This is a genomic window from Janthinobacterium sp. Bl 1, assembly GCF_058215535.1.
In genome coordinates, this window is the sequence record NZ_CM177086.1 from 3,616,662 (window position 1) to 3,639,351 (window position 22,690).

The following is a 22,690-nucleotide window of genomic DNA, read 5'->3' on the forward strand; positions in this document are numbered from 1 at the left end:
CAGGAGGAAACAGCCCATCGTTTGATCTCTACGTGCACCTGCCCCTATGCTAAAGTGTTGCTCTCTTCTCAAGCGAATTCCAGCATGCCTACTTCCCTGCCGTCCTCCCTGATCGCCACCGCCCTGCTCGCCTCAGTCCACGGCGCTGTCGCCGCCCCCATGAGCCTGGACGACTACCTGGCCCTGAACGGCCCACCGCCCACGGCGCAGATCGCCTATGGCCCCGCGCCGTCGCAATACGCACAGCTGTTCCGGCCCGAAGGCAGCGGACCGTTCCCCGTCGTCGTGCTCGTGCATGGCGGCTGCTGGACGGTGGCCTTCGGCGGCATCAAGCAGATGCGTAACGTGGCCGGCGCCCTCGTCGCGCAAGGCATCGCCGTGTGGAATGTCGAGTACCGCCGCGTGGACGAGCCGGGCGGCGGCTATCCGGGCACCTACCAAGACATGCACGCGGCACTCGACAGCCTGCAGCAGCACGCGCGCCAATACCAGCTGGACGTGAACCGCATCGTCGCCATGGGCCACTCGGCCGGCGGCCAGCTGGTGCAATGGATCGCAGGAAGGGAAAAACTGCCAAAGACCAGCCCCCTGTACCGCGACAAGTTCCTGCCAGTGAAAAACATCGTCAGCCTGGGCGGCCTGGCCGACCTGCGCCATGAGAAAGACCTGATCAAGACCAGCTGCGAGCGCGACATCGCCCAGCTGGCAGGCCAGCCCAGCGCAACGCGCCCCGACATCTACAGCGACACCAACGCCGCCGACCTCATCCCCAACGGCAGCCGCACCGTGCTGATTACAGGTGGACTCGACACCATCTCCCCTCCCCGCGTGGCACACGATTACGCAGCGAAAGCTGTGAAGGCCGGTGACCATGCGGAAGTGCTGATTTTGCCGGGGGCCAGTCATTATGACGAGATTGCGGCCACGTCGAATGCTTGGGGGATGATTTTGGTGGTGGTTCGGGGGATGTTGGGGATGGAGACGAAATGATGAGAGTAGTGCCTGAAGCGGGCGATATGACAAAAGTAGCGCTCAAGGCTCGCGCATATCTGCCGTCAAGCGGTGTTCAGCCCAACTCCGATATTGCCTCCGTCAGCTATGCCGACGGCACACTGATTGTGCTGATTGCCTGTTCGCGAGAGCAAAATGACGTCAGCGGCCTGAAGATTACGTTCCCCGACGTAGACGGATTTCGCTTGCTTGATGAGGTCGACCTGGTGCGATACTGGAATTCCAGTGACTTCCCGTGCGGCAGCCACCTCTTGGAAGTGCTGACAGGAGGTTGGGGTATGGAAGAGAACACGCTACAGGGTTTTGAACACACACGGCGCGAATGGCTGGTCGTCACCGGGAACGCCTGCCTCAGCGCATTTTGCCAGGCAGAGCCTGAGTTAGCGGAGGCAACATGGAAGTTTCAAGTCTAAACAGAGATACAAGAAAAATGTCCGTACAGATCGAACGCTACGTTGACGACGCCTTTCCGGGCGTAGTCGCGTGCGTGCTGAGCGATGCCGATGGCGGCAGGCATGAATTCATTGAGAAAGTGCCAGTGGTCAGTAGCAGCGATCTGCGTGCGGACAGCAGCTATCCGCAGCCGGGATACATTGCTTGCGTTGTCGAACACGAATGGATGGACACGGCTGGGCGCAAGCTGGTGCGCATCAATACACAAGCTCCTTGGGACATTGCGTCTGTTTCAGGGATAACGGTGTTTAACGTACTGGAAGTGCAACTAATCGGCAAGTGATGACGGACAGTTAGCACCTGCGACGTCAGCTAAACGACGTGACAATGCGTGACTTTTTTCGCTGGGTAATTCGTTATGCTCATGACTCCATGGAAAGTTAGTGTCGCGGAACCAGTGTCCTTTATAGGGCGGAACCTGGCAACGACAGCTACCGATCAAAAGCTGGCGGCACTAAATCCGACATTTTTTAACCGAAAAAATTTGGTTAAATCATTCCCCCCTTGTGCTTGATTTAATGCCACGTATTTTCAATTTGAATTAAAAATTAAAGAGGCTTTGATTGTTGTTAAAAAAAATTGCGATTAACGGGCATGGCCTATTTTCAAACTTATCTTTCCCTCTTTCATCTGCTTGTGACGCAGGCACCAACTACAAGACGGTGATCATTGGCCCAAATGGAACTGGCAAGAGTACAATATTATCTTGCATCGCGGATGCATTGACCATTGAATGTAGTGAGAGAAAAATCAAGTCTCTTATCGGGATTGATTATAGCTATGACCTTGAAGCAGAAATGGCTGGAAAAGCCCTATTGATCAGCAGTAGCGATATAAGCTCCGGAGGAAATTTCGGAAAAGGAAAGATTTTGGCGATTTCTTCCACGCCAAATGATCGCTTTCCGTTTCTAGCGAAAAATAGTGTACGGAAAAGTGAGCACTACGTGTATTTGGGTTTGAAAACTGCTTCCAATAACATCTTTTTCTCCAATATGAAAGAAAAGATGTTCCAAGACATGCTTTTGATATGCCGATCGACACGTAGGGTGAATGGTGCACTGGAGGTTCTGAATAAACTTGGCTTCAACAGCAAATTCTCAATCACGCTGGAACGAGGTAGTAATTTCGCTGCTTTCAATGACTCAGGAAGACGTAAGCTTCACAGCAACGCAATGGCAGGAAGTGCAAGTTTTCAGAATGCAGCTTTCCGTGGATTCGTGACATCTGATTTCTATATCGAAAATGAAGTCGCCATTAAAGATTTTCTCACGTCTATAGAAAATGACGCATCGGCGCAAGCCAACTTATCTACAATTAGTCGAAATAAAAAATTATTCGATAAATTGACAATGATATCACGTTTGACGGAAGCTAAGATTCTAACTATAAAAACACTTTCAATATTCTCGAATAATGGCATCGACTTACATCAATCCAGTTCGGGTGAGTTCAACATCTTGAGAATATTCTTGTCGATTATTGCGCACGTGGAAAATGATTCAGTAATCATGATTGACGAGCCAGAAATAAGTTTGCACCCGAACTGGCAAATCGACTTTCTATCGATACTAGATGCAGCATTAGTCGGTTTTTTGGGTTGTCACTCTTTAATAGCCACACATTCGCATTTTTTATTGTCCAATTTGGAGGGGAGAAATTCCACAATTCTGGCACTCCAATTTAATCATGAGCGCGGAGAAATTTTCGTTGATGCTTTAGATGTTAATAGTTACGGATGGTCGCCCGAGCACACATTATATCAAGTCTTTGGAGTCACCGGATTTAGAAACAAATACCTCGAACTTGACCTACGAATCATCATCGATTACATGAGCAACGATTCGGGAAGCTTTCGAAAATTCAAAGAATCTTTGGGGCGAATTAGAAAATTTAATATTACTGAAATCGATCCATTGTTTAAACTCATCAACAAAGCTGAGAAAATCATAAAAGAAAAGTCATGAAAAATGCATTAAGGTTCACGGAACAAATTGTTGCGGCATATACGTACACCGTTGCGGAACAGTCCTTAGTGGATGCTCTTCACAATTCAACGCTAGGTCATGATGAGATGTGGAGCGGCAGCATAGCTACCATTCCACATAAGCGCAAAGATCGGGACACACTTAAAACTAATATCAAAAAATTCTTGGAGTTAGCACAAGACGGGTACTGCTATTACTGTGGTTTTAGCTTTGTTTCTAGGAACGGTGAGCGTGGCTATAAGGGTATCCAGCGCGACCACATCGCTCCGAAAAGTTTGTATAAGCAGTTCACCTTTCAGAGCAGAAATTTAATTCTTGCCTGTTCGAAATGCAATTCCAGCGATTATAAAGGCGATACGGAGACTGTTGAAAAGGCATCTGCTGAGTATGATAAATGTGATTTTAATATTATTCACCCTTATTTGGATAAATTTTCTCGTCATCTCCAGTTGCAGGACGATGGTCTGCTCAAGCTTGTTCGTAAGTCTCGTAAAGGAAAGGCGACCAAAAAGATGTTTGGACTAGATGAAACATTTGAGGTGACGCTCAGGTCTGTTTGCTTGCAATTTGATAAATATCAAGTTAACACTTTAGAAGAGTTATTGCTTGCGCGCATATCTAAGGTGAATATTTCAGTTCATAAATGAAAGGTCTGCTAAGAGGCCAGAGTGTGTGAAAACGCACCCCAATGTAAACGAGATTTTTTCTGAAGCGTTAATAGCTCATTTGACGTAATCAGGAGAGCAGGATGAAGCGTTTTGTCGAGGGAACCGACCGCAGCCAGAGCGTTCTCTTTCCCGAGCATCTGGATGACTACGTTGCAGAGGACAATATCGTTCGGATTGTAGAGGCATTCATTGAAGCGCTTGATCTCAGGACCCTTGGCTTTGCCGGTGCCGACCCGGCACGCACCGGTCGCCCGTCCTACCATCCTGCAGTTCTCCTTGGGATTTACATCTATGGTTACCTCAATCGAATCCAGTCGAGCCGCCGCCTGGAGCGTGAGGCGCAGCGTAATATCGAACTGATGTGGTTGACCGGGAGGCTATCTCCCGACTTTAAAACCATCGCTGACTTTCGCAAAGATAACGGCCCCGCCATCTGCAAAGTGTGCCGCCAATTCGTGCAGGTATGTCGCAGGCTTGATGTTTTCTCGGATAGCAGCGTGGCAATCGATGGCAGCAAGTTCAAAGCGGTAAATAATCGCGACCGAAATTTCACCAACAACAAGCTGGAAGCCCGCATTGAGCAGATCGAGGAAAGCATCAAGCGCTACATGGACGAGCTTGATCGCGCCGACCGTGATCCTGCGCTTGTCCCCGCAACTCGCGTGATGCGTATTAAAGAAAAAATCGCAGGTCTGAAAGAGCAGATCGAAAGCCTGGGTGAGCTCGACAAGAAATTGAAGCAGACGCCAGATCAGCAGATTTCGCTGACTGATCCTGATGCACGCTCGATGTCGACCAGCGGACGCGGAACCGCCACCGTCGGATACAACGTGCAATCTGCCGTCGACACAAAGCACCACTTGATCGTGGCGCATGAAGTCACCAACATAGGAAATGATCGCGCCCAGCTGGCGTCAATGGCAAAGCAAGCCAATGAGGTGATCGGTCTGAAGCATCTAGAGGTGTACGCTGATCGCGGCTATTACAGCGGTCCCGAAATTTTGGCGTGCGAGGAATCGGGGATGGTGCCATTAGTTCCTAAACCGCTCACTTCGGGCAATCGTGCAAAGGGGCTATTCGATAAACGCGACTTCCGATATCTGCCCGAGAGCGACGAGTTCCAATGTCCTGCTGGAGAACGTGCAATCCGACGATTCAGCACGCTAGAAAAAGGGCTGCTGTTTCACAAATACTGGTCGTCATCTTGTCCCAAGTGCCTGATGAAATCTCAGTGCACCACCGGCGCAAATCGCCGTATCGCCCGCTGGGAGCACGAAGACGCCCTCGATAGGATGAGCAAGCGGATAGCTGAGCACGGAGACGTCGCGAGAATCAGGCGGCAAACAGTCGAACATCCATTCGGTACGTTAAAAGCTTGGATGGGTGCTACACATTTTTTAACTCGAACGTTACCACGCGTGAAAACAGAGATGAGCTTACATGTTCTAGCCTACAACTTGAAACGCATGGTGAACATCATGGGAAATCAGGGGCTGAAAGCGGCGTTGTTGGGGGCGTGAGCCCTTTTTAACTTCGACTCGCACGTCGGGGAAAATCGGGGGCTTGCACGGAGCGGCCGCTCCCGATACAAAAACTCGGGTTTTCACACAGCCTGAGGCGAAAGCGGACCTTCCCCGACCGCAAACTGGCAACTGGCAACGATAGCAAGAACCCACCCCGCCCCAAACAAAGGCTCCCCGGGCCCAGCGAGCCTGAAAAATGGCCAGGGCAAGGCGCGCGGGCGAAGACAGTACGCATGTACGGCGAGCCCAAGCAACGCAGCCATGGCCGTTTTCTCAGGCCCGCGGCTCTGGCCCGCCATTCAATAAAAACTTACTGGACACGCGCCAAGTACTGGGCTAACTGGGCGAAGGTAGCCTTGAATCCCTGCGTCATCGACTCAAACCCCTGCTTGAAAGTCTCATGCTGCTCATCCGTCGCCTTGTGCGGCGTCGATCGTAACGTCATCGTCGTCTTGCCATTCTCTTCGCTAAGCGTCATGACATTGAACGATTCCAGCGGCCAAGTAGCGCTGACGGGGTGCTGCACAGCGTTCCCCTGCTTATCGGCAAACGTCAGGATGGAAACGATGCGTTCGGGCGCTTCGATAGACTGGTAGGTGAACTTGCCCCACATCTCGTAGCCATTGTCGGCGCGCATGCCGTAGTGGAAGACGCCGCCCGGTTTGAGGTCCAGCGCCAGCACGCTCAATTCGAAGCCGACGGGGCCCCACCACTGAGCCAGGCGCTCCGGCTCCACCCACGAGCGGAACACCAGTTCGCGTGGTGCGTCGAAGGTTTGCGTGATGACAAAGTCGCTACTGTCGCGGTGCTGTCCTTCCTGCTTCTGTTCTGCGGTGGCCATGCTCTCTCCTGTGTTGGTGGACTGGCAGTTAATGTAACAGTGACGCCGAAAATGGGAAAGGTCCGTACGCCATCTTGAGCGTAGGTCGGGTTAGCGCGCAGCGCGTAAGCCGACACCATCACCAGCGGACCAGGCCAACAATGGTGTCGGATTACGGCCCGGAGGGCCTAATCCGACCTACCCGACCTACTTGGCTTTGCCAGCAGATGCCACCTGGTCGAGGATATGCTTGGGTACGGCAGCATAATGCTTGAATTCCATCGTGTAGGTGGCCCTGCCCTGCGTCAGCGAACGCAGGGTGGTGGAATAGCCGAACATTTCCGCCAGCGGCACGAGCGCCTTGACGATGCGGCCCGCGCCGCCGGGGACGTCGTCGACGCCCTGCACCATGCCACGGCGGGCCGTCAGGTCGCCCATGACGTTGCCCATGAACTCTTCCGGCGTTTCCGCCTCCACCTGCATCATCGGTTCGAGCAGCACGGGGTGTGCTTTGCGCATGCCATCCTTGAAGGCGATGGAGCCGGCCATGCGGAAGGCGTTTTCGTTTGAATCGACGTCGTGGTAGGAGCCGAAGGTCAACGTTGCCTTGACGTCGACGACCGGATAGCCGGCCAGCACGCCCGACTTCAAGGTTTCGACGATGCCCTTGTCGACAGCGGGGATGAATTCGCGCGGCACCACGCCGCCCTTGATGGCATCGACAAACTGGTAACCTGTGCCTGGTGGCAACGGTTCAAGTTTGAGCACCACATGGCCGTACTGGCCCCGCCCGCCCGATTGCTTGACGAACTTGCCCTCCACGTCTTCCACCGCGCGCGTGATGGTTTCGCGGTACGCCACTTGCGGTTTGCCGACATTGGCTTCCACGCCGAATTCGCGCCGCATGCGGTCGACCAGTATCTCCAGGTGCAATTCACCCATGCCCGACATGATGGTCTGGCCCGATTCCTCGTCCGTATGCACCTTGAACGACGGGTCTTCCTGTGCCAGGCGGTTCAGGGCGATGCCCATCTTTTCCTGGTCAGGCTTGGTCTTCGGTTCGACGGCCTGGGAAATCACGGGTTCCGGGAAGATCATCTTTTCCAGCACGATGATGTGGTCGATGGCGCACAGGGTGTCGCCCGTGGTGACGGCTTTCAGGCCCACGGCGGCGGCGATGTCGCCCGCATACACTTCCTTGATTTCCTTGCGCTCGTTCGCATGCATCTGCAGGATGCGCCCCAGCCTCTCGCGCGCGCTCTTGGTGGGGTTGTAGACCATGTCGCCCGAGTTCACCACGCCCGAATACACGCGGAAGAAAGTCAATTGCCCCACGAACGGGTCCGTCATGATCTTGAAGGCGAGCGCGGCAAAGTGCTCGTCGTCAGTCGGATGGCGCTCCACTTCATTGTCGTGCTCGTCATGGCCCATGATGGGCGGCACTTCCATCGGCGACGGCAGGTATTCGATGACGGCGTCGAGCATGGCCTGCACGCCCTTGTTCTTGAAGGCGCTGCCGCACAGCATGGGCACGATCTCGTTGCGAATCGTGCGCGCGCGCAAGGCTTGCTTGAGCTCCGCTTCCGTAAACGTGTCGCCATTCAGATAGCGTTCCGTCATCTCCGTGCTGGCTTCGGCCGCGTGCTCGACCATGTGATCGTGCCACTGCTGTGCCTGTGCCTGTAGTTCGGCGGGAATCTCGCCATAGCTGAACTGCACGCCCTGGCTGGCGTCGTCCCAGGTGATGGCACGCATTTTCAGCAAATCGATCACGCCCGTGAAATGGTCTTCGGCGCCGATCGGCAGCTGGATGGGCACGGCCACGCCCTTCAGGCGGTCGGCGATCTGCTGGCGCACGCGAAGGAAATCAGCGCCCACCCGGTCCATCTTGTTGATGAAGGCGATGCGCGGCACGTGGTATTTGTTGGCCTGCCGCCAGACAGTCTCGGATTGCGGCTGCACGCCGCCGACGGCGTCATACACCATCACGGCGCCGTCGAGCACGCGCATCGAGCGCTCGACCTCGATCGTGAAATCCACGTGGCCGGGCGTATCGATGATGTTGATCCGATGCTCGGGAAAGTTGCCGGCCATGCCTTTCCAGAAGGCCGTGGTGGCGGCCGAGGTGATGGTGATGCCCCGTTCCTGCTCCTGTTCCATCCAGTCCATGGTGGCGGCGCCATTATGCACTTCGCCGATCTTGTGATTCACCCCCGTATAAAACAGGATGCGCTCGGTGGTGGTGGTCTTGCCGGCGTCGATATGGGCGCTGATGCCGATGTTACGGTAGCGCTCGATAGGTGTTTTGCGGGTCATCACAATCTCCATGGCTAGCCCCGGCACCCGGTTTTCCAGTGTAGCAGACATCGATTTGGCCGGCACGGCGGCGTGCCGTTTACCAAGCGCACAACACTGTCCGCCGTGCGCACGCCAGGCACACGGAGAAAAAGAACGGATTCAGCTATACTTTCAGACGTTCATTTTTGTACTTTAAATCAACAAAGATTAATCAGCATCAATACGCATGGTAATCTACCATGCAAGGCGACGCCGCCGGCATGCAGCCAAGGTGCGCACCGAACGACATGCCCTACTCAGCCTATGACTATCCAACTAAGAAAAATAATCCTCTCTTCCCTGCTGGCATCGCCGGCGCTGGCCATGGCCGGTGAACTGGAACAGCAAATGCAGCGTTGCGCCGTGCTTGGCGACGCCAGCGCCCGCCTGGGGTGCTTCGACACCCTGGCCAAGGCGGCGGAAAAAGCCACCATCGCGGCCGGCGGTGATTCCGCCACCGCTGCCGTCACCCTGGCAGCGGCAGCCGAGGCCGCCCCCATCACTCCCGTCAGTCCGCCTGGCGTGGCCACGCCGGACGCTGTCAACGCGGCCATTCCTGCCGTCGCACAGACAGGCGCGGCGCCGCCGGAAGCGCCGATTTCGCGCACGCAGCAATCGTGGGAATTGAACGAGGCCTCGAAGCGCGGCCTGTTCAACTTCCGCCCGCACCGCGACACCTATCTGCTGCTGGCCAATTACAGCGACGCCTCGAACGACGAGCCGTTCCAGGATTTCACGCCGGCCGGCATCAAGAGCCAGCATGTGGAACTGACGTTCCAGCTGAGCTTCAAGATGAAGCTGCTGGAAGACATCGCCGGCACGCCGCTCGACATGTGGTTCGGCTACACGCAGCAAAGTTTCTGGCAAGCGTATAACCGCAAGGCATCGAGCCCGTTCCGCGAGACCAATTACCAGCCGGAACTGATGCTGATCATGCCGATCAACAAGAATTTCGCGGGTGTGGAATTCAATTACCTGAACTTCGGCCTCGTGCACCAGTCGAACGGTCAGACGTCGACCCTGTCGCGCAGCTGGAACCGCGTGTATGCCGAGCTGGGCATGGAAAAAGACAATCTGGCCGTCACGGCCCGTGTCTGGCACCGCCTCGACAATGGCAAGACCGACAATGACAATATCGACATCACCGATTACCTGGGGCATGGCGACTTGCGCGTGAGCTACCGCAACAAGGGCCACGAGTATGCCGTGACGGCCCGCCGCAATTTCAGCAAGAAGCATGGCTCCATGCAGGCAAGCTGGGCTTTCCCTTTGAAGGCCAACCTGAAAGGCTATCTGCAACTGTTCTCCGGCTATGGCCAGAGCTTGATCGACTACAACTATTCGCAGAAATCGATCGGCGCCGGTTTCATGGTCGACCTGTAAGCCAGGCAGTACCGCAAACAAAAATGGCGCCGAGGGCGCCATTTTTTATGGGAAATATCTGGTTTATCGCGGGCCGCCGCCCAGCACGCGGGCCGGCAGCATGACGATGGCGCGCAGCAATTCAAACACGCCTTCCACGCCGATGCCGATCAAACGGAACGGCAGCAACAGCAGCCAGGCCAGCGGATACAGCACGAGGGCCAGCAAGGCCAGGGGCCAGCACACGAGCAAGAGCAGCAGCCACAGCACAAATCCCAGCATCGCGTCCCCCTAGAATGAAATGTGCGGAGCAAGCCGTGCTTGCCCCGCTACCGTGAGGCCACTATATGCAAGCGCCGCCACGGCGGCAAGGGCCGTGCGATGAACTGCGTGCTGGGGGGATGAACGGTGCAAAAACGGGAATGAACGGCGCCTGCGGCTACCTTTATTGACCGACGCAAATCACTTTCGTGACGTATTCATGCGCGTTCGGCTTCTTGCTGGTGGCCCATTTGATGGCCTGGTTGGCATCTTCAATGGTCAGGATGGAGGCCTTGTCCTTCGACTTGATGAAGGACACGCCTTCAAACACGCCTTCCTTGCTGCGCATTACCTTGGCAAACACGGGCGGCTTGGTCTCGCCATCGCTGATTTTGTTCTGTTGCACGAGGTAACGCTGATCGATCTGTTCCATGATAGTAAAGCTGTCCAGTGGGTAAAAGACGAAATATACCCTGAATGGACAAACGCCGCAGGATGAAATCGCTGCGGCGTTGCCTTTGAATTAACGCTACTTATGCGTAGACGGCGTTCTGCGTGGCAGGCTGCAGGCTCACGTCATAGATCACCTGCGCGCGGATCGACGTTTCCAGCGAAGGAATCGAGCCGCCGGCGCGGTACTGGAAGCTCACTTGCAGCACGTCGCCCGCCTTCACGGCCACCGGCGTGGCCAGCGGCAAGCACATGTAGTGGTTAAGCCAGTCGATGGTCGTCGAGCGCTCGGGCACGACGGCCAGGATGTTCTTGGTGACGAAACGCAAGGCGTTCAGGGTGCCGCTGCGCTCGACGACGAACTTGCCGTCGAAGCCGAACATGCTGTCCGTCGGCTGGCTGAAGTCGATGATGCTGTACACGGACGGCGGCGCCAGCTCCTGCACGCCAGGATGGATGGCCGTGGTTTCCTGGAATTGCACGATGGGCGCATAAAAGCCCTCGAAATCGTATTCCTGCTGCATCGGCTGCACGGCCATGATGACGGCTTCGGGCAGGAAGATGGGCAGCGGGCCGCCAAAACGGGCCAGGTAGCGGCGCTTGAACGACTCGATCACTTCCACCTGCTTTTCGCGCAGCATGCCGACATGGATCATTTCGCAGATGACCACGTCGACGGGCTCGGGCGGCAGGTATTCGAAGGCGTCCGCATGGACGACTTCGACTTTTTCACCGTTGGGATTGAGCGCCAGCATCTTGCGCGCTTCCTTGACCATGTCCGGATTGAACTCCACGCACCACACCTTGTCGGCGCGTGCGGCCGCAAACCACGACAGCACGCCCGTGCCGCCGCCCAGCTCCAGCACTTTCATGCCAGGCTTCACCGCGTAATCAATCGCCGACTTGAACCCGTGCATGCGGTTCTGGTCCATCAACATATTGTGGTGGTAATGGACGGGGATAAATTGCCCCAGGTAACAACTCTCGATTTCTCGTTCATTCAGCATGTCTGTCCTCTTGGAGTCTGGCTCCGATGGCCGATCGGTTTTGTCATTCCAGAAAGCAGTGTTATCACACGGGCTGCGCGAGGGGCGGCGACAAACCAGCCGGCGCCTGACGTTGATGTGATTGCCCATGCGAAAAATCTCCTGATTAATGCGACACGATCATTATCGTTAATCGGCACGGAGAACAAAGGGCTGAGCTGAGAGGCAATTCCATGCCAGTTTCAGCGCTGGCATGGAAAATATTGCTAGAAGATTACTTTCGTGCCGCGCGCGCCTTCTGCGCCGCTTCAATGATGGCGACCACGCCCGGCTTGTCGCCGGCCTGGGCAAACTGCACGGCCGTCCAGCCATGGTCGCTTTTCAGGTTCGCATCCGCACCCCAGGACAGCAGCAGCTTGACGGCGCCCTCCTGCCCCTCGCGGGCGGAGAACATCAGCGGCGTGACGTTGGCGGGCGCGCGCGCATCAACGACCGCGTCGCGGTCCAATAAAATCTTCATGATGGGCAGGTCGCCCGCCGACGCCGCATAGTGGAGCGCCGTCCAGCCGCTCTGGTTGACCTTGGCGCCTTTGGCCAGCAAGGCTTCCACGGCATCCTGCTTGTGTTTATAGGCGGCCATCATCAGCGCCGTGTTGCCGTTGGCGGAACGGGCTTCGATGTCGATGCCGGGTGCGTCGAGCAGCATCTCGAAAACCCGGTCCGCATCGTCGCGCAAGGCCAGCACGAGGGGAATGTCGCCGCGCTGCGCGTCGGGCTGGTTCGGGTTCATGCCCTCGGCCAGCATGTCGCGCACGCCGCTGGCGTTGTTGACGGACACGGCGCGGAAGAAAGCATCCGGTTCCGGCGCCGCCTGGCTGGCGGTGGCGCAGCACAGCAGCATCGCCAGCGCGAGTTTTTTCATCATGTCTGACCTTAAGAAGTTACGGCAACTGATTGAATAACTTGAAAAAATTGTCCGTCGTCTGGCGCGCCACCTGCTCCAGCGGGATGCCTTTCAGGGTCGACAGGTATTCCGCCACGTGGGCTACATAGCCCGGTTCGTTCATGCGGCCGCGGAACGGCACGGGCGCCAGGTACGGCGAATCCGTTTCGATGAGGATGCGCTCGAGCGGTACTTCCAGGGCCACGGCTTGCAAATCCTTGGCGCTCTTGAACGTGACGATGCCGGAAAACGAAATATAGAAACCCATGTCGATGGCGGCGCGCGCCACTTCCAGGGATTCCGTAAAGCAATGCATGACGCCGGCCACGCCGCCGTCGGCCACGCCAGCACCCTCTTCACGCATGATGCGTATCGTGTCTTCACTGGCCGCTCTTGTGTGAATAATCAAGGGCTTGCGCGTGATTCTTGAAGCTTTGATGTGAGTTCTGAAACGCTCGCGCTGCCACTCGAGGTCGCCCGTCAAACGAAAATAATCGAGGCCCGTCTCGCCGATGGCGATGATCTTCGGGTGGTCCGCCAATCGCACCAGGTCTTCCACGGACGGCTCGGGCGTGTCTTCGTAGTCGGGATGCACGCCGACGGAGGCAAAGATATGCGGATACTGCTCGGCCAGGGCCAGCACCTGCGGGAAGTCCGGCAAGTCGACGGACACGCACAGGGCGTGCGTCACCTTGTTCTCGGCCATCTTGGCGAGGATCTCGGGCATGCGAGCGGCCAGCTCGGGGAAATTGATATGGCAATGGGAATCGATATACATAAGGCGGGATTGTACCGGAGGGAGCGAAAACTGGCAGGGGAACGGCGGCGGCGCGCGTCCCCTGCCGGGGCGGTTCGGAGGCTTGCAGCCGATTACATTTGCGAGGCCGGGTGTTCCGCGAGCGGGACGAAGTTGCCGGTCGACTCGTCGAGCGCATCGAGGGAACCGTTCTCGATGTCGTACACCCAGCCGTGCAGGGTCAGCCGGTGTTGCGCCATGGCCAGCGCCACCGAAGGATGGGTGCGCAGGTTATTGAGTTGCGCGACCACGTTCGCGCGCACCATGCCATCGATGCGCGACTGTTCCGTCGGATGGTCGACCGATTCGTTGATCATGCGCGCCGCGTCCGCATGGTGCAGCCAGCTGCGCACGGCCGGCATGTGGTCGAGGCAGGCACAGGTGGCGATCGCCTTCATCGCGCCGCAATCGGAATGGCCGCAAATGACGATGTCGCTCACGTTCAAGGCGGAGACGGCAAATTCGACCGTGGCGCTGACGCCGCCCGGTTCCGGGCCGTACGATGGCACGATGTTGCCCGCGTTGCGGATCACGAAGAGTTCGCCTGGTTCGCGCTGCGTCACCAGTTCCGGCACCATGCGGCTGTCCGAGCAGGAAATGAACAGGGCCTTCGGGGTTTGCCCCGTGGCCAGGGTCTTGAACAACTCGCGGCGCTCAGGAAAAACCTCTTTTTGGAAGCGTAGGAATCCAGCAATAATGTCGCGCATAATAAATAGGGATCGTTATCTGAGCCGGTATTATCGCTGAAGGCGTCTGGCTTCGCCTACTGCCCCTGTGGCGGCTGCCACAGTTCCACCTTGTTGCCTTCTGGATCGATGACCCAGCCGAACTGGCCGTATTCCGAATCGGGCGCCTTGTCCAGCACCTCACAGCCTTCGTCGCGCAGGGCTTGCAGCAGCGCATCGAGGTCGTCGACCCGGTAATTGATCATGAAGGAAGCCTTGCCTGGCAGGAATTGCTCGCTGCCCTTGGCCGCCACGGACCAGATGGTGGTGCCGGCCGTGGGCTGGCCGTCCGCATCCGCCCAACTAAAGGCGGCGCCGCCCCACGGCTGCACGTCCAGGCCCAGGTGGCGCTGGTACCAGGCGCGCAGCGCGGCCGGGTCTTGCGCCTGGAAAAAGATGCCGCCGATACCAGTGATTCGTTTCATGCACGCCTCCCGCGCTGTCCAGTGCCTTGACTGTAACACCAGGGGCCAAGCGTGGCAAACGGAAAAGAGATAATTTACATTAACTCAGCAACACAAGCGCTTGATTTTATTGGCAACTGGAAGCGTAATCGAGCAGCATATCTTCGAGGAACAGCTTGGGTGACAAGGGGTGCTCGGCAATCGCCCGGCGCTCGTTCGCCGCCTTGATGGCGGCCATCAGACGGCTCACGTTGATGCGTCCCGCCAGCGCTTCCAGTTCGCGCCGGTGGCGCGGGTAGTAACGGATGGTGCCCGACAATTTGACGGAAAACACATCGTACAGCCAACGCTGGAGCGATGCCACGAGCGGTGCCAGCGGCGCCTTCTGCAATTTGTCGGCCGCCTTCAGGGCCGCTTCGACGCCGGGATTGGCCAGCACTTGCAGCAACTGTTCCGTCTCTTCGCGGCCGCCCGACTCGGACTGGGCCAGCGCGGCCAGCGGTGCGCCGCCCTGCTCGCGCAGCCAGCTGTCCGCGTCGTTCAAGCCTTGCTGCTTGAGCCACGTCAAGGCCTGCTCGTGGCTGGGCATGGGCAAGGCAAATTTCCTGCAGCGCGACAATATCGTCGGCAGCAAACGGTCCAGGCTGTTCGAGGCCAGCAGGAACAAGGTGCCCGGCGGCGGCTCTTCCAGCGTCTTCAGCAAGGCGTTCGAGGCGGGCGTGTTCAGCGCTTCGGCCGGATACAGCACCACCACGCGCAAGCCCTGGCGGTGTGTGGAAATGTTCATGAAGTCGGCCAGGTTGCGTATCTGCTCGATCTTGATGTCTTTCGACGGCGTCTTGGTCTTGGCGCTTTTCTTCGCACCTTCGCCCTCTTCGCCGTCGTCGGCCACCTCGTCTTCCAGCGCTTCCGGACGGACCCGGCGGTAATCGGGATGGTTGCCCTGGCTAAACCAGCCGCACGAGGCGCAAGCGCCGCAGGCATGGCCGTCGGCGCGCACGTCTTCGCACAGCAGCGCTTGCGCAAAATGCTCGATGAAGTCGGCCTTGCCGATGCCCTGCGCGCCATGGAACAAAATGGCGTGCGGCATGCGCGGGCGCAAGGCTTGCAATTGCTGCCAGGCGTCCTGTTGCCACGGATAGAGAGAACTGGTCATTTTATTCTTTGTAAATCAGCGTGTTACGACGCTTTGTTCGAGCAAAGCATCAAGCAATTTTGCTAGCTGCACTTGAATGTCGGCGATGCTTTGCGTGGAATCGATGATGCGGAAGCGCCCGGGGAACTGGGCCGCGCGGCGCAGGTACTCGTTGCGCGTGGCGGCAAAGAAGTCCGATCGCTCCTGCTCGAACTTGTCGAGCGCGCGCGTGGCGTCCAGGCGGGCCCGGGCGACGGCCAGCGGCACGTCGAATAAAAACGTCAGGTCCGGCTGCAGATGCGGATGCACCCACGCTTCCAGCGCCTCCATCTTGCCCAGGTCCATGCCGCGGCCGCCGCCCTGATAGGCGAAGCTGGCATCGGTAAAGCGGTCGGAAATGACCCACTCGCCCCGCGCCAACGCTGGCGCGATGACTTGCGCGATGTGTTCGCGGCGGCTGGCGAACATCAGCAAGGCTTCCGTTTCCAGATGCATTTTTTCATGCAGCAGCAGTTCGCGCAGCTTTTCGCCCAGGCTGGTGCCGCCCGGTTCGCGCGACGAGACGAGGCTCACGCCCCTTTGCCGCAGGTAGTCGGTAACAAAGCCGATATGCGTCGACTTGCCCGCGCCATCGATGCCTTCGAAGGTGATGAAGCGGGGTTGATGGTGTTGTGTCATGAAACTTCTTAATCTGGTGAAATTAGCGCTGGTACTGGTTCACGGCGCGGTTATGGTCGGGCAAGTTGGCCGAGAACTGGCTGGTGCCGTCGCCACGGGCAACGAAATACAGCGCTTGCGTGCGGGCCGGCGCCAGCGCCGCCGTCAGCGATTGCGCGCCGGCCAGGGCGATCGGCGTAGGCGGCAAGCCGCCGCGCGTGTAGGTATTGTACGGGGTGTCCGCTTCCAGGTCGCGTTTGCGGATCTTGCCCTGGTAATTGTCGCCCATGCCATAGATCACGGTCGGGTCCGTCTGCAGCAGCATGCCCGTCTTCAGGCGGTTGACGAACACGCCGGCGATCATGGCGCGCTCGGACTTTTGCCCCGTTTCCTTTTCCACGATGGAAGCCATGATCAGCGCTTCGTACGGGTTTTTATATGGCAAGGCCGGATCGCGCTTGTCCCACGCTTCGGACAGGCGGCCGATCATGGCCGTGTGCGCCTGCCTGAAAATCTGCATTTCGCTGGCGCCCTTGGCGAACAGATACGTGTCCGGGAAGAACAGGCCTTCCGGCAGCACATATTCAGGGCTGATCTTCGCCATCAGTTCCTTGTCGGACAGGCCCACGGTATCGTGCTTGAGTCCCGGGTGGTTGGCCATGGCCAGGCGCATCTGTTTGAACGTCCAGCCTTCGATGATGGTCAGCGACTCTTGCGCGAACTCGCCGCGCGCCAGCTGCGTGATCAAACGCTGCGGCGTCGTGCCTGGTTTCAACTCGTAGGAACCGGCCTTGATCTTCGAGGTCTTGCCTTCGATGCGCGCCAGCATGTTGAACAGGATGGGCACGATGGGCACGCCCGCGTCCGCGATCTGCTGGCCGGCCGCATGCGCGCCACTGCCCGGGCTGATCGTAAACGGGATCGCTTCGCCGTCCGTGGTGATGGGCTGCTGCGCCCAGTACACAAAAGTACCGCCGACGCCGATGGCGGCGATGACTGAACTGACTACAAGTTTTTTAAAGAAAGCCATTGTTCCGATTCTTGTGATGCGCTCGCTGGCAGGCAGCGCGCGCTTGTTATGATCGTTCATTTGTGAAGCAAGTGCGCGCAAAGCGGCGCCAACACTGGCAATCTTGCCGCTGCCGACGCAATTTGCGCGACATCACTATAATGAACCCGTAATGATAATGCTTAATCGCTGATCTAATGGAAATTATGAATAACTGGAATCAATTTTTAACCGCTCAAGGCGCCCGCCCCGTTGCCGCCGATGGCGCGCCTGACGGCACCGCAAACTCCCCTGTCGCCGATTTCGGCCAGTCCCTGACAGTGCCCCAGCTGCAAGCAGGTTTTGTCGCGGCCATCACGGACCAGGGCTTGATCGGCTTAAACGGCGACGATGCAGCCAGTTTCCTGCACGGCCAGCTGACCAACGACGTGGAACACCTGAACCAGGAGCAAGTGCTCCTGGCCGGCTACTGCACGCCGAAAGGCCGCTTGCTGGCCAGTTTCCTGATGTGGCGCAACGCCACCACCATTTATCTGCAATTGCCGCGCGCCATACAGCCGGCGATTCAGAAGCGGCTGCAGATGTTCGTGCTGCGCGCCAAGGCCAAGCTGCACGATGCGTCCGCCGATGATGCCAATCAAGTCGTCCTGGGCCTGGGCGGCAAGCAAGCCAGTGCGGCCCTGTCCGCCTGGTTCCCTGCGCTGCCCGCCACGCCGTTCAGCAAGGTCGAGCACACGCTGGGCACCCTGCTGCGCGTGGCCGATGCGTTCGGCAGCGCCCGCTATCAATGGCTGACGTCGGCCGCCACGGCGCGCGACGTGTGGCCGCAGCTGGCCGAAACTCTCGCCAAGGGAGGCGATGACGCCTGGCAATTGTCCGAGATCCATGCAGGCATCCCGCAGATCACGGCCGCCACGCAAGAGCAGTTCGTGCCGCAAATGGTCAACTTCGAATTGCTGGGCGGCGTCAATTTCAAGAAAGGCTGCTACCCGGGCCAGGAAATCGTCGCGCGCAGCCAGTATCTGGGCAAGCTCAAGCGCCGCACCACCCTCGTCAGCATCGCCGATCCCTCGGTAGCGGCCGGTGGCGAACTGTTCGCCGTCAGCGATCCCGAGCAACCGTGCGGCATGGTCGTCAACGCGGCGCCGAACGGCGTGGGCGGCATCGACGCCCTCGTTGAAATGAAGCTGGGGGCGATCGAAGAAGGTTCAAGCGCCGCCGGCGCCGTACGCTACGGCTCGGCCCAGGGCGCTGCCGTGCAGTTCCTGCCCATGCCTTACGTGCTCGACGCACTCGACTTGTGAGAATGCCATGAAAGATCTGTACGTTTACTATCAGGTAAAAGAAGAGCACGCCCAGGCGCTGGAAGCCCGGGTCCGCGCCATGCAGGCGAAACTGGCGGCCGCGTCCGGCGTGGCGCCGCAACTGAAGCGCCGTCCTGAAGCCAAGGATGGCTTGCAGACGTGGATGGAAATCTACCCCGTCGTCGGCGAAGGTTTTACGGAACTGCTGGCCGGCGCATCAGAGGAAGCGGGCTTGCTGTCCCTGACGGCTGGCGCGCGCCATACGGAAGTGTTCATGGATTTGCCTCCATGTGCCTGATCGTTTTTGCCTGGAAAGTCAATCCGCACATCCCGCTGATTGCCGCCGCCAACCGCGACGAATTCTATGAACGCGCCAGCGCCCCCGCCGGCGCCTGGCCCGAACACCCGCAAGTGTATGCGGGCCGCGACCTGCAGGCGGGCGGCAGCTGGATGGGCATCACCCAGGCCGGCAGCGGCAGCTCGCGCTTTGCCGCCATCACGAACATCCGCAGTCCGCAAGACCGCAACCCGGACGCCCCCTCGCGCGGCGCCCTCGTGGCCGACTATTTGGCCGGCAACATGTCGCCGCAAGACTACATCGCGCAAATCCGCCCCGGCAGCGGTGCCTACAACGGTTTCAATCTGGTGCTCGGTGACGCGGATACCCTGATCTGGTTTTCCAACCGCGGTGATGGCGATGCGCGCAATGGCCAGCCTTTGGAACCGGGTATCTACGGCCTGTCGAACGCCCTGCTCGACGCGCCGTGGCCGAAGGTCCTGAAGACCAAGGCCCAGTTCGCCAGCCTGCTGTGCCAGGGCGCGCCCGATGAAGCGTATTTCGACATGCTGGCCGACACCACGCGTGCGCCCGACTTCCGCTTGCCGGACACGGGCGTGCCGCTCGACCTCGAGCGCGTGCTGTCCGCCGTCTGCATTGAAACGCCGGGCTACGGCACGCGCACGTCCACCGTCGTGAAACTGTTCCCGGACTCTCCCGGCGAATTGCATGAGCTGGTGATACAGTAACGCCACCTTGCCATCTTTATGAGGCGTAGGTCGGGGTAGGTCGGGGTAGCGCGCAAGCGCGTAACCCGACAACACCACCACACTCAACCGGCATCACCGCCCCCAACGTCGGATTACGCGCCCCTGCGGCGCGCTAATTCGACCTACGCCAGCCTCCCCTCTCTCATCAGAAAACCCATATCCATCCGCACGCACAAAAAAGAAAGCGCTTGCGCAAGCGCTTTCTTTTGTTTACGATAGATTCAAACGCGGCGACACAGCCGTACTCAATCGCAGCACACAATAATAATAAAACCATCAGGAGACACCATGGCCACCATGGAAGATGTAGCGCGGGCGGCGGACGTATCGCTGTCGACCGTCTCGCACGTACTCAACGGCACCCGCAAGGTCAGCCCAAAAACCGTCGCCGCCGTCAACGCGGCCATGCAGCAGATCGGCTATGTGCCGAACATGCTGGCGCGCGCCCTCGCCGGTTCCTCGTCGGGCACCATCGGCGTGGCCATTTCCGCCTTCACCAATCATTACTTCAGCGAAACCGTGCGCGCCATCGAGGCGGCCTGCACGCGCCACGGTCTGATGATGCTGTTTTCCGATACGCATGACGATCCCGAGCAGGAATTAAAAGTGGTGCAGAACTTGCACCAGCGCCGGGTCGACGGCATCGTGCTGGCGCCGTCGGGCGACACGCATCACCGCACGCTCGACTATTTGACCAGCAACAAGATCGCTTCCGTATTGGTCGACCGCATGTCGGCGCAACCGTTCGACCAGGTGGGCGTGGAAAATATCGAGGCGACGGCCGAACTGGTCGGCCACCTGATCACCGTCCACGGCCACCGCCGCATCGGCTTCATCGCGGGCGCACCGGGCCTGTCCACGACGGACGAGCGTATCGAAGGCTACCGCCTGGCCTTGCAGCGCGCCAATATCGTCTTTGACCCGGCACTGCTGCGCTCAGGCGACTCCAACCTCGAGCGCAGCGGCGCGGCCACGCGCGAATTGCTGGCACTGCCCGCCGGACAGCGCCCGACGGCCATCGTGGCCGGCAATAACCTGATGACCATCGGCACCATGCATGCCTTGCGCGACGCGCACATCGCGGTGCCGCAAGACGTGTCCCTGGCCGGCTTCGATGATTTCGACTGGGCCGATTACTTCAGCCCCCGTCTGACGGTGATGGCGCAGCCGCTCGAAGAGCTGGGCGCCATGGCCGTCGACCTGTTGATCGACCGCATCGCTAATCCGGGCCGCGCCCGGCATGTGCAGCGCTTGTCGCCGACCTTGCGCGTGCGCAATTCCTGCGGCTGCCCCTGACCTTTTACAGCAAACTGATATGCATCCAGCGATTTCCCTCGGTATCGACCTCGGTACCTCCGAACTGAAAACCGTGCTGATGGACAGCACGGGCACGGTGCGCGGCCAGGCTTCCGTGCGCATTGACACCAGCCGCCCGCAGCCGGGCTGGTCCGAACAAGCGCCGCAGGACTGGTGGGCCGCCTGCGTCAACGCACTGGGCCAGCTGCGCGCCGGCTGGCCGCAGGAATATGCGCAGATCGCCTGTATCGGCCTGTCGGGCCAGATGCATGGCGCCGTGCTGCTCGACACCAACGACGCTGTGATCCGCCCGGCCATCCTGTGGAACGATGCGCGCGCCGAAGCCGAAGCGGCCGGTCTGGCGCGCGACTATCCCGCCTATGCGGACGTGACGGGCAGCCTGCCCATGGCCGGACTGACGGCGCCGAAACTGCTGTGGCTGCAAACGCACGAGCCTGACGCTTTTGCCGCCATCGCCTGCCTGCTGTCGCCCAAGGATTATCTGCGCCTGCAATTGACGGGCAACAAGGTCACCGACATGTCCGACGCGGCCGGCACCCTGTGGCTGGACGAGGCCAAGCGTGCCTGGTTCGCCCCCATGCTGGCCGCCTGCGGCCTGGCGCCGGAACAGATGCCGGCGCTGGCCGAAGGCGATGCGGCCACGGGCACGGTGCTGGCCGCCGTGACAGACAAGCTGGGCTTGCCATCGGACGTCATAGTGGCGGCCGGCGGCGGCGACAACCCCGTCTCGGCCGTGGGCATCGGCGCCGTCAATGGCGGTGACAGTTTCATTTCGCTGGGCACCAGCGCCGCCATCGTTTCCGTCACCGAAGCGCCTTTGGGCAACCCGGCCGGCGGCGTGCACAGCTTTTGCCACGCCCTGCCCGGCCGCTGGTATGCGATGGGGGCGATTTTATCGGGCGCCAGCTGTCTGCGCTGGGCCACCGGTGTACTGGGCCAGCCCGACGAGGCAGCCCTGCTGGCGCTCGTGGAAACGGGCTTGCCGCTCGACGCCCCCGTCGCGCCGTCCGCGCCCCTGTTCCTGCCGTATCTGTCGGGCGAGCGCACGCCGCATAACGATCCGCAAGTGCGCGGCGCCTTCCTGCAGCTGGGCCACGACAGCACGCCGGCGCAACTCGGCTATGCCGTACTCGAAGGCGTGGCCTTTGCCTTGCGCGACGCCATGGCGGCCGTCACGTCGACGGGCGCCGTCGTTCCCCACTGCATGCTGGTGGGCGGCGGCGCGCGCAGCCAGTACTGGGCGCAATTGCTGGCCAATGTGCTGGGCCGCGAGATGCGCACCCTGCACAACAGCGAACTGTCGGCCAGCCTGGGCGCGGCCAAGCTGGGCTTTGCCGCCATCGGCCAGCGCCAGTTGCTGGCCACCAGCTTACCCATCAAAAACACTTTCCTGCCCGATGCCGCGCACAGCGCAGCCTTGAGCATCCGTTACGGCCGCTACCGTAGCTTGTTTCCCGCCGTGCAAGCCTTGCACCAACTCAGTGATAAGGAATAGTA

At 59.0% G+C, this 22,690-nt stretch carries 24 protein-coding genes; 12 read left to right on the top strand and 12 right to left on the bottom strand.

From position 1 onward, the window contains the following. Window positions 1–84: 84 nt before the first annotated feature. The 6 genes from AC4BCN_RS16080 to AC4BCN_RS16105 all read left to right on the top strand — a co-directional run bounded on the left by AC4BCN_RS16080 (window position 85) and on the right by AC4BCN_RS16105 (window position 5,637). Complete coding sequence (locus AC4BCN_RS16080) at window positions 85–990, top strand: alpha/beta hydrolase (RefSeq protein WP_490491219.1); 906 nt, start codon at window positions 85–87, stop codon at window positions 988–990. Next, a complete protein-coding gene (locus AC4BCN_RS16085) occupies window positions 987–1,424 on the top strand; it encodes a hypothetical protein (RefSeq protein ID WP_152546386.1) in 438 nt (145 codons plus the stop codon). The genes AC4BCN_RS16080 and AC4BCN_RS16085 overlap by 4 nt, the downstream gene beginning before the upstream one ends. A 17-nt stretch (window positions 1,425–1,441) precedes the next feature. Further along, window positions 1,442–1,747, top strand: a complete 306-nt coding sequence (locus AC4BCN_RS16090) for a hypothetical protein (RefSeq protein WP_034748032.1) — start codon at window positions 1,442–1,444, stop codon at window positions 1,745–1,747. A gap of 283 nt (window positions 1,748–2,030) precedes the next feature. Beyond that, window positions 2,031–3,428 carry an AAA family ATPase gene (locus tag AC4BCN_RS16095; RefSeq protein ID WP_338678749.1) on the top strand — a complete coding sequence of 466 codons (1,398 nt, stop codon included), beginning with the start codon at window positions 2,031–2,033 and terminating at the stop codon, window positions 3,426–3,428. After that, window positions 3,425–4,096 (top strand): HNH endonuclease, encoded by a 672-nt coding sequence (locus AC4BCN_RS16100; protein WP_034748029.1) that lies wholly within the window; start codon window positions 3,425–3,427, stop codon window positions 4,094–4,096. The genes AC4BCN_RS16095 and AC4BCN_RS16100 overlap by 4 nt, the downstream gene beginning before the upstream one ends. 101 nt (window positions 4,097–4,197) lie before the next feature. Next, window positions 4,198–5,637, top strand: coding sequence for an IS1182 family transposase (locus tag AC4BCN_RS16105; RefSeq protein WP_338678750.1), 1,440 nt, complete (start codon window positions 4,198–4,200; stop codon window positions 5,635–5,637). Window positions 5,638–5,950: 313 nt separating this feature from the next. Here the strand turns inward: AC4BCN_RS16105 and AC4BCN_RS16110 are convergent, their stop codons facing one another. Together AC4BCN_RS16110 and fusA are read right to left on the bottom strand one after the other, a co-directional pair. Next, entirely contained in the window at window positions 5,951–6,481 is a 531-nt protein-coding gene (locus tag AC4BCN_RS16110) for an SRPBCC family protein (protein ID WP_490491220.1), read from the bottom strand. Between the two features lie 186 nt (window positions 6,482–6,667). Then, window positions 6,668–8,776 carry an elongation factor G gene (gene fusA / locus AC4BCN_RS16115; protein ID WP_490491221.1) on the bottom strand — a complete coding sequence of 703 codons (2,109 nt, stop codon included), beginning with the start codon at window positions 8,774–8,776 and terminating at the stop codon, window positions 6,668–6,670. Between the two features lie 285 nt (window positions 8,777–9,061). On the opposite strand from fusA, the gene AC4BCN_RS16120 reads away from it, so the two are divergent. Continuing rightward, on the top strand, window positions 9,062–10,180 hold the full coding sequence (locus tag AC4BCN_RS16120) for a phospholipase A (protein WP_070302464.1): 1,119 nt from the start codon (window positions 9,062–9,064) through the stop codon (window positions 10,178–10,180). Between the two features lie 63 nt (window positions 10,181–10,243). Here AC4BCN_RS16120 and AC4BCN_RS16125 read toward each other — a convergent pair whose 3' ends face one another. The 10 genes from AC4BCN_RS16125 to mltG form a co-directional block, all read right to left on the bottom strand. Further along, on the bottom strand, window positions 10,244–10,441 hold the full coding sequence (locus tag AC4BCN_RS16125) for a hypothetical protein (protein ID WP_128143192.1): 198 nt from the start codon (window positions 10,439–10,441) through the stop codon (window positions 10,244–10,246). 163 nt (window positions 10,442–10,604) lie between these two features. Next, on the bottom strand, window positions 10,605–10,853 hold the full coding sequence (locus AC4BCN_RS16130) for a hypothetical protein (RefSeq protein ID WP_128143191.1): 249 nt from the start codon (window positions 10,851–10,853) through the stop codon (window positions 10,605–10,607). A 100-nt stretch (window positions 10,854–10,953) separates the two neighbouring features. After that, window positions 10,954–11,877, bottom strand: coding sequence for a class I SAM-dependent methyltransferase (locus AC4BCN_RS16135; RefSeq protein ID WP_490491222.1), 924 nt, complete (start codon window positions 11,875–11,877; stop codon window positions 10,954–10,956). A 253-nt stretch (window positions 11,878–12,130) separates the two neighbouring features. Beyond that, on the bottom strand, window positions 12,131–12,781 hold the full coding sequence (locus tag AC4BCN_RS16140) for an ankyrin repeat domain-containing protein (protein ID WP_139089135.1): 651 nt from the start codon (window positions 12,779–12,781) through the stop codon (window positions 12,131–12,133). Between the two features lie 16 nt (window positions 12,782–12,797). Continuing rightward, window positions 12,798–13,577 (bottom strand): TatD family hydrolase, encoded by a 780-nt coding sequence (locus tag AC4BCN_RS16145; RefSeq protein ID WP_034756159.1) that lies wholly within the window; start codon window positions 13,575–13,577, stop codon window positions 12,798–12,800. 92 nt (window positions 13,578–13,669) lie between these two features. Beyond that, a complete protein-coding gene (locus tag AC4BCN_RS16150; protein WP_034756156.1) occupies window positions 13,670–14,302 on the bottom strand; it encodes a carbonic anhydrase in 633 nt (210 codons plus the stop codon). Between the two features lie 56 nt (window positions 14,303–14,358). After that, window positions 14,359–14,745 (bottom strand): VOC family protein, encoded by a 387-nt coding sequence (locus tag AC4BCN_RS16155; protein ID WP_490491223.1) that lies wholly within the window; start codon window positions 14,743–14,745, stop codon window positions 14,359–14,361. A 106-nt stretch (window positions 14,746–14,851) separates the two neighbouring features. Next, entirely contained in the window at window positions 14,852–15,880 is a 1,029-nt protein-coding gene (locus AC4BCN_RS16160; protein WP_070302470.1) for a DNA polymerase III subunit delta', read from the bottom strand. Between the two features lie 15 nt (window positions 15,881–15,895). Further along, window positions 15,896–16,537 (bottom strand): dTMP kinase, encoded by a 642-nt coding sequence (gene tmk, locus AC4BCN_RS16165; RefSeq protein ID WP_490491224.1) that lies wholly within the window; start codon window positions 16,535–16,537, stop codon window positions 15,896–15,898. Window positions 16,538–16,559: 22 nt separating this feature from the next. Next, window positions 16,560–17,546, bottom strand: coding sequence for an endolytic transglycosylase MltG (mltG, locus tag AC4BCN_RS16170; protein WP_034756592.1), 987 nt, complete (start codon window positions 17,544–17,546; stop codon window positions 16,560–16,562). Window positions 17,547–17,722: 176 nt separating this feature from the next. Between mltG and ygfZ the strand changes: the two genes are divergently transcribed. The 5 genes from ygfZ to xylB all read left to right on the top strand — a co-directional run bounded on the left by ygfZ (window position 17,723) and on the right by xylB (window position 22,688). Next, window positions 17,723–18,829, top strand: a complete 1,107-nt coding sequence (ygfZ, locus tag AC4BCN_RS16175) for a CAF17-like 4Fe-4S cluster assembly/insertion protein YgfZ (protein ID WP_490491225.1) — start codon at window positions 17,723–17,725, stop codon at window positions 18,827–18,829. Window positions 18,830–18,836: 7 nt separating this feature from the next. Beyond that, complete coding sequence (locus AC4BCN_RS16180; RefSeq protein WP_490491226.1) at window positions 18,837–19,127, top strand: DUF4936 family protein; 291 nt, start codon at window positions 18,837–18,839, stop codon at window positions 19,125–19,127. Then, window positions 19,118–19,855, top strand: a complete 738-nt coding sequence (locus AC4BCN_RS16185; protein WP_046682751.1) for an NRDE family protein — start codon at window positions 19,118–19,120, stop codon at window positions 19,853–19,855. Before AC4BCN_RS16180 ends, AC4BCN_RS16185 begins: the two co-directional genes overlap by 10 nt. 309 nt (window positions 19,856–20,164) lie before the next feature. After that, window positions 20,165–21,172: a LacI family DNA-binding transcriptional regulator gene (locus AC4BCN_RS16190; RefSeq protein ID WP_490491227.1), complete on the top strand. Its 1,008-nt coding sequence runs from the start codon at window positions 20,165–20,167 to the stop codon at window positions 21,170–21,172. Between the two features lie 31 nt (window positions 21,173–21,203). Then, on the top strand, window positions 21,204–22,688 hold the full coding sequence (gene xylB / locus AC4BCN_RS16195) for a xylulokinase (RefSeq protein WP_490493608.1): 1,485 nt from the start codon (window positions 21,204–21,206) through the stop codon (window positions 22,686–22,688). Window positions 22,689–22,690: the final 2 nt, after the last annotated feature.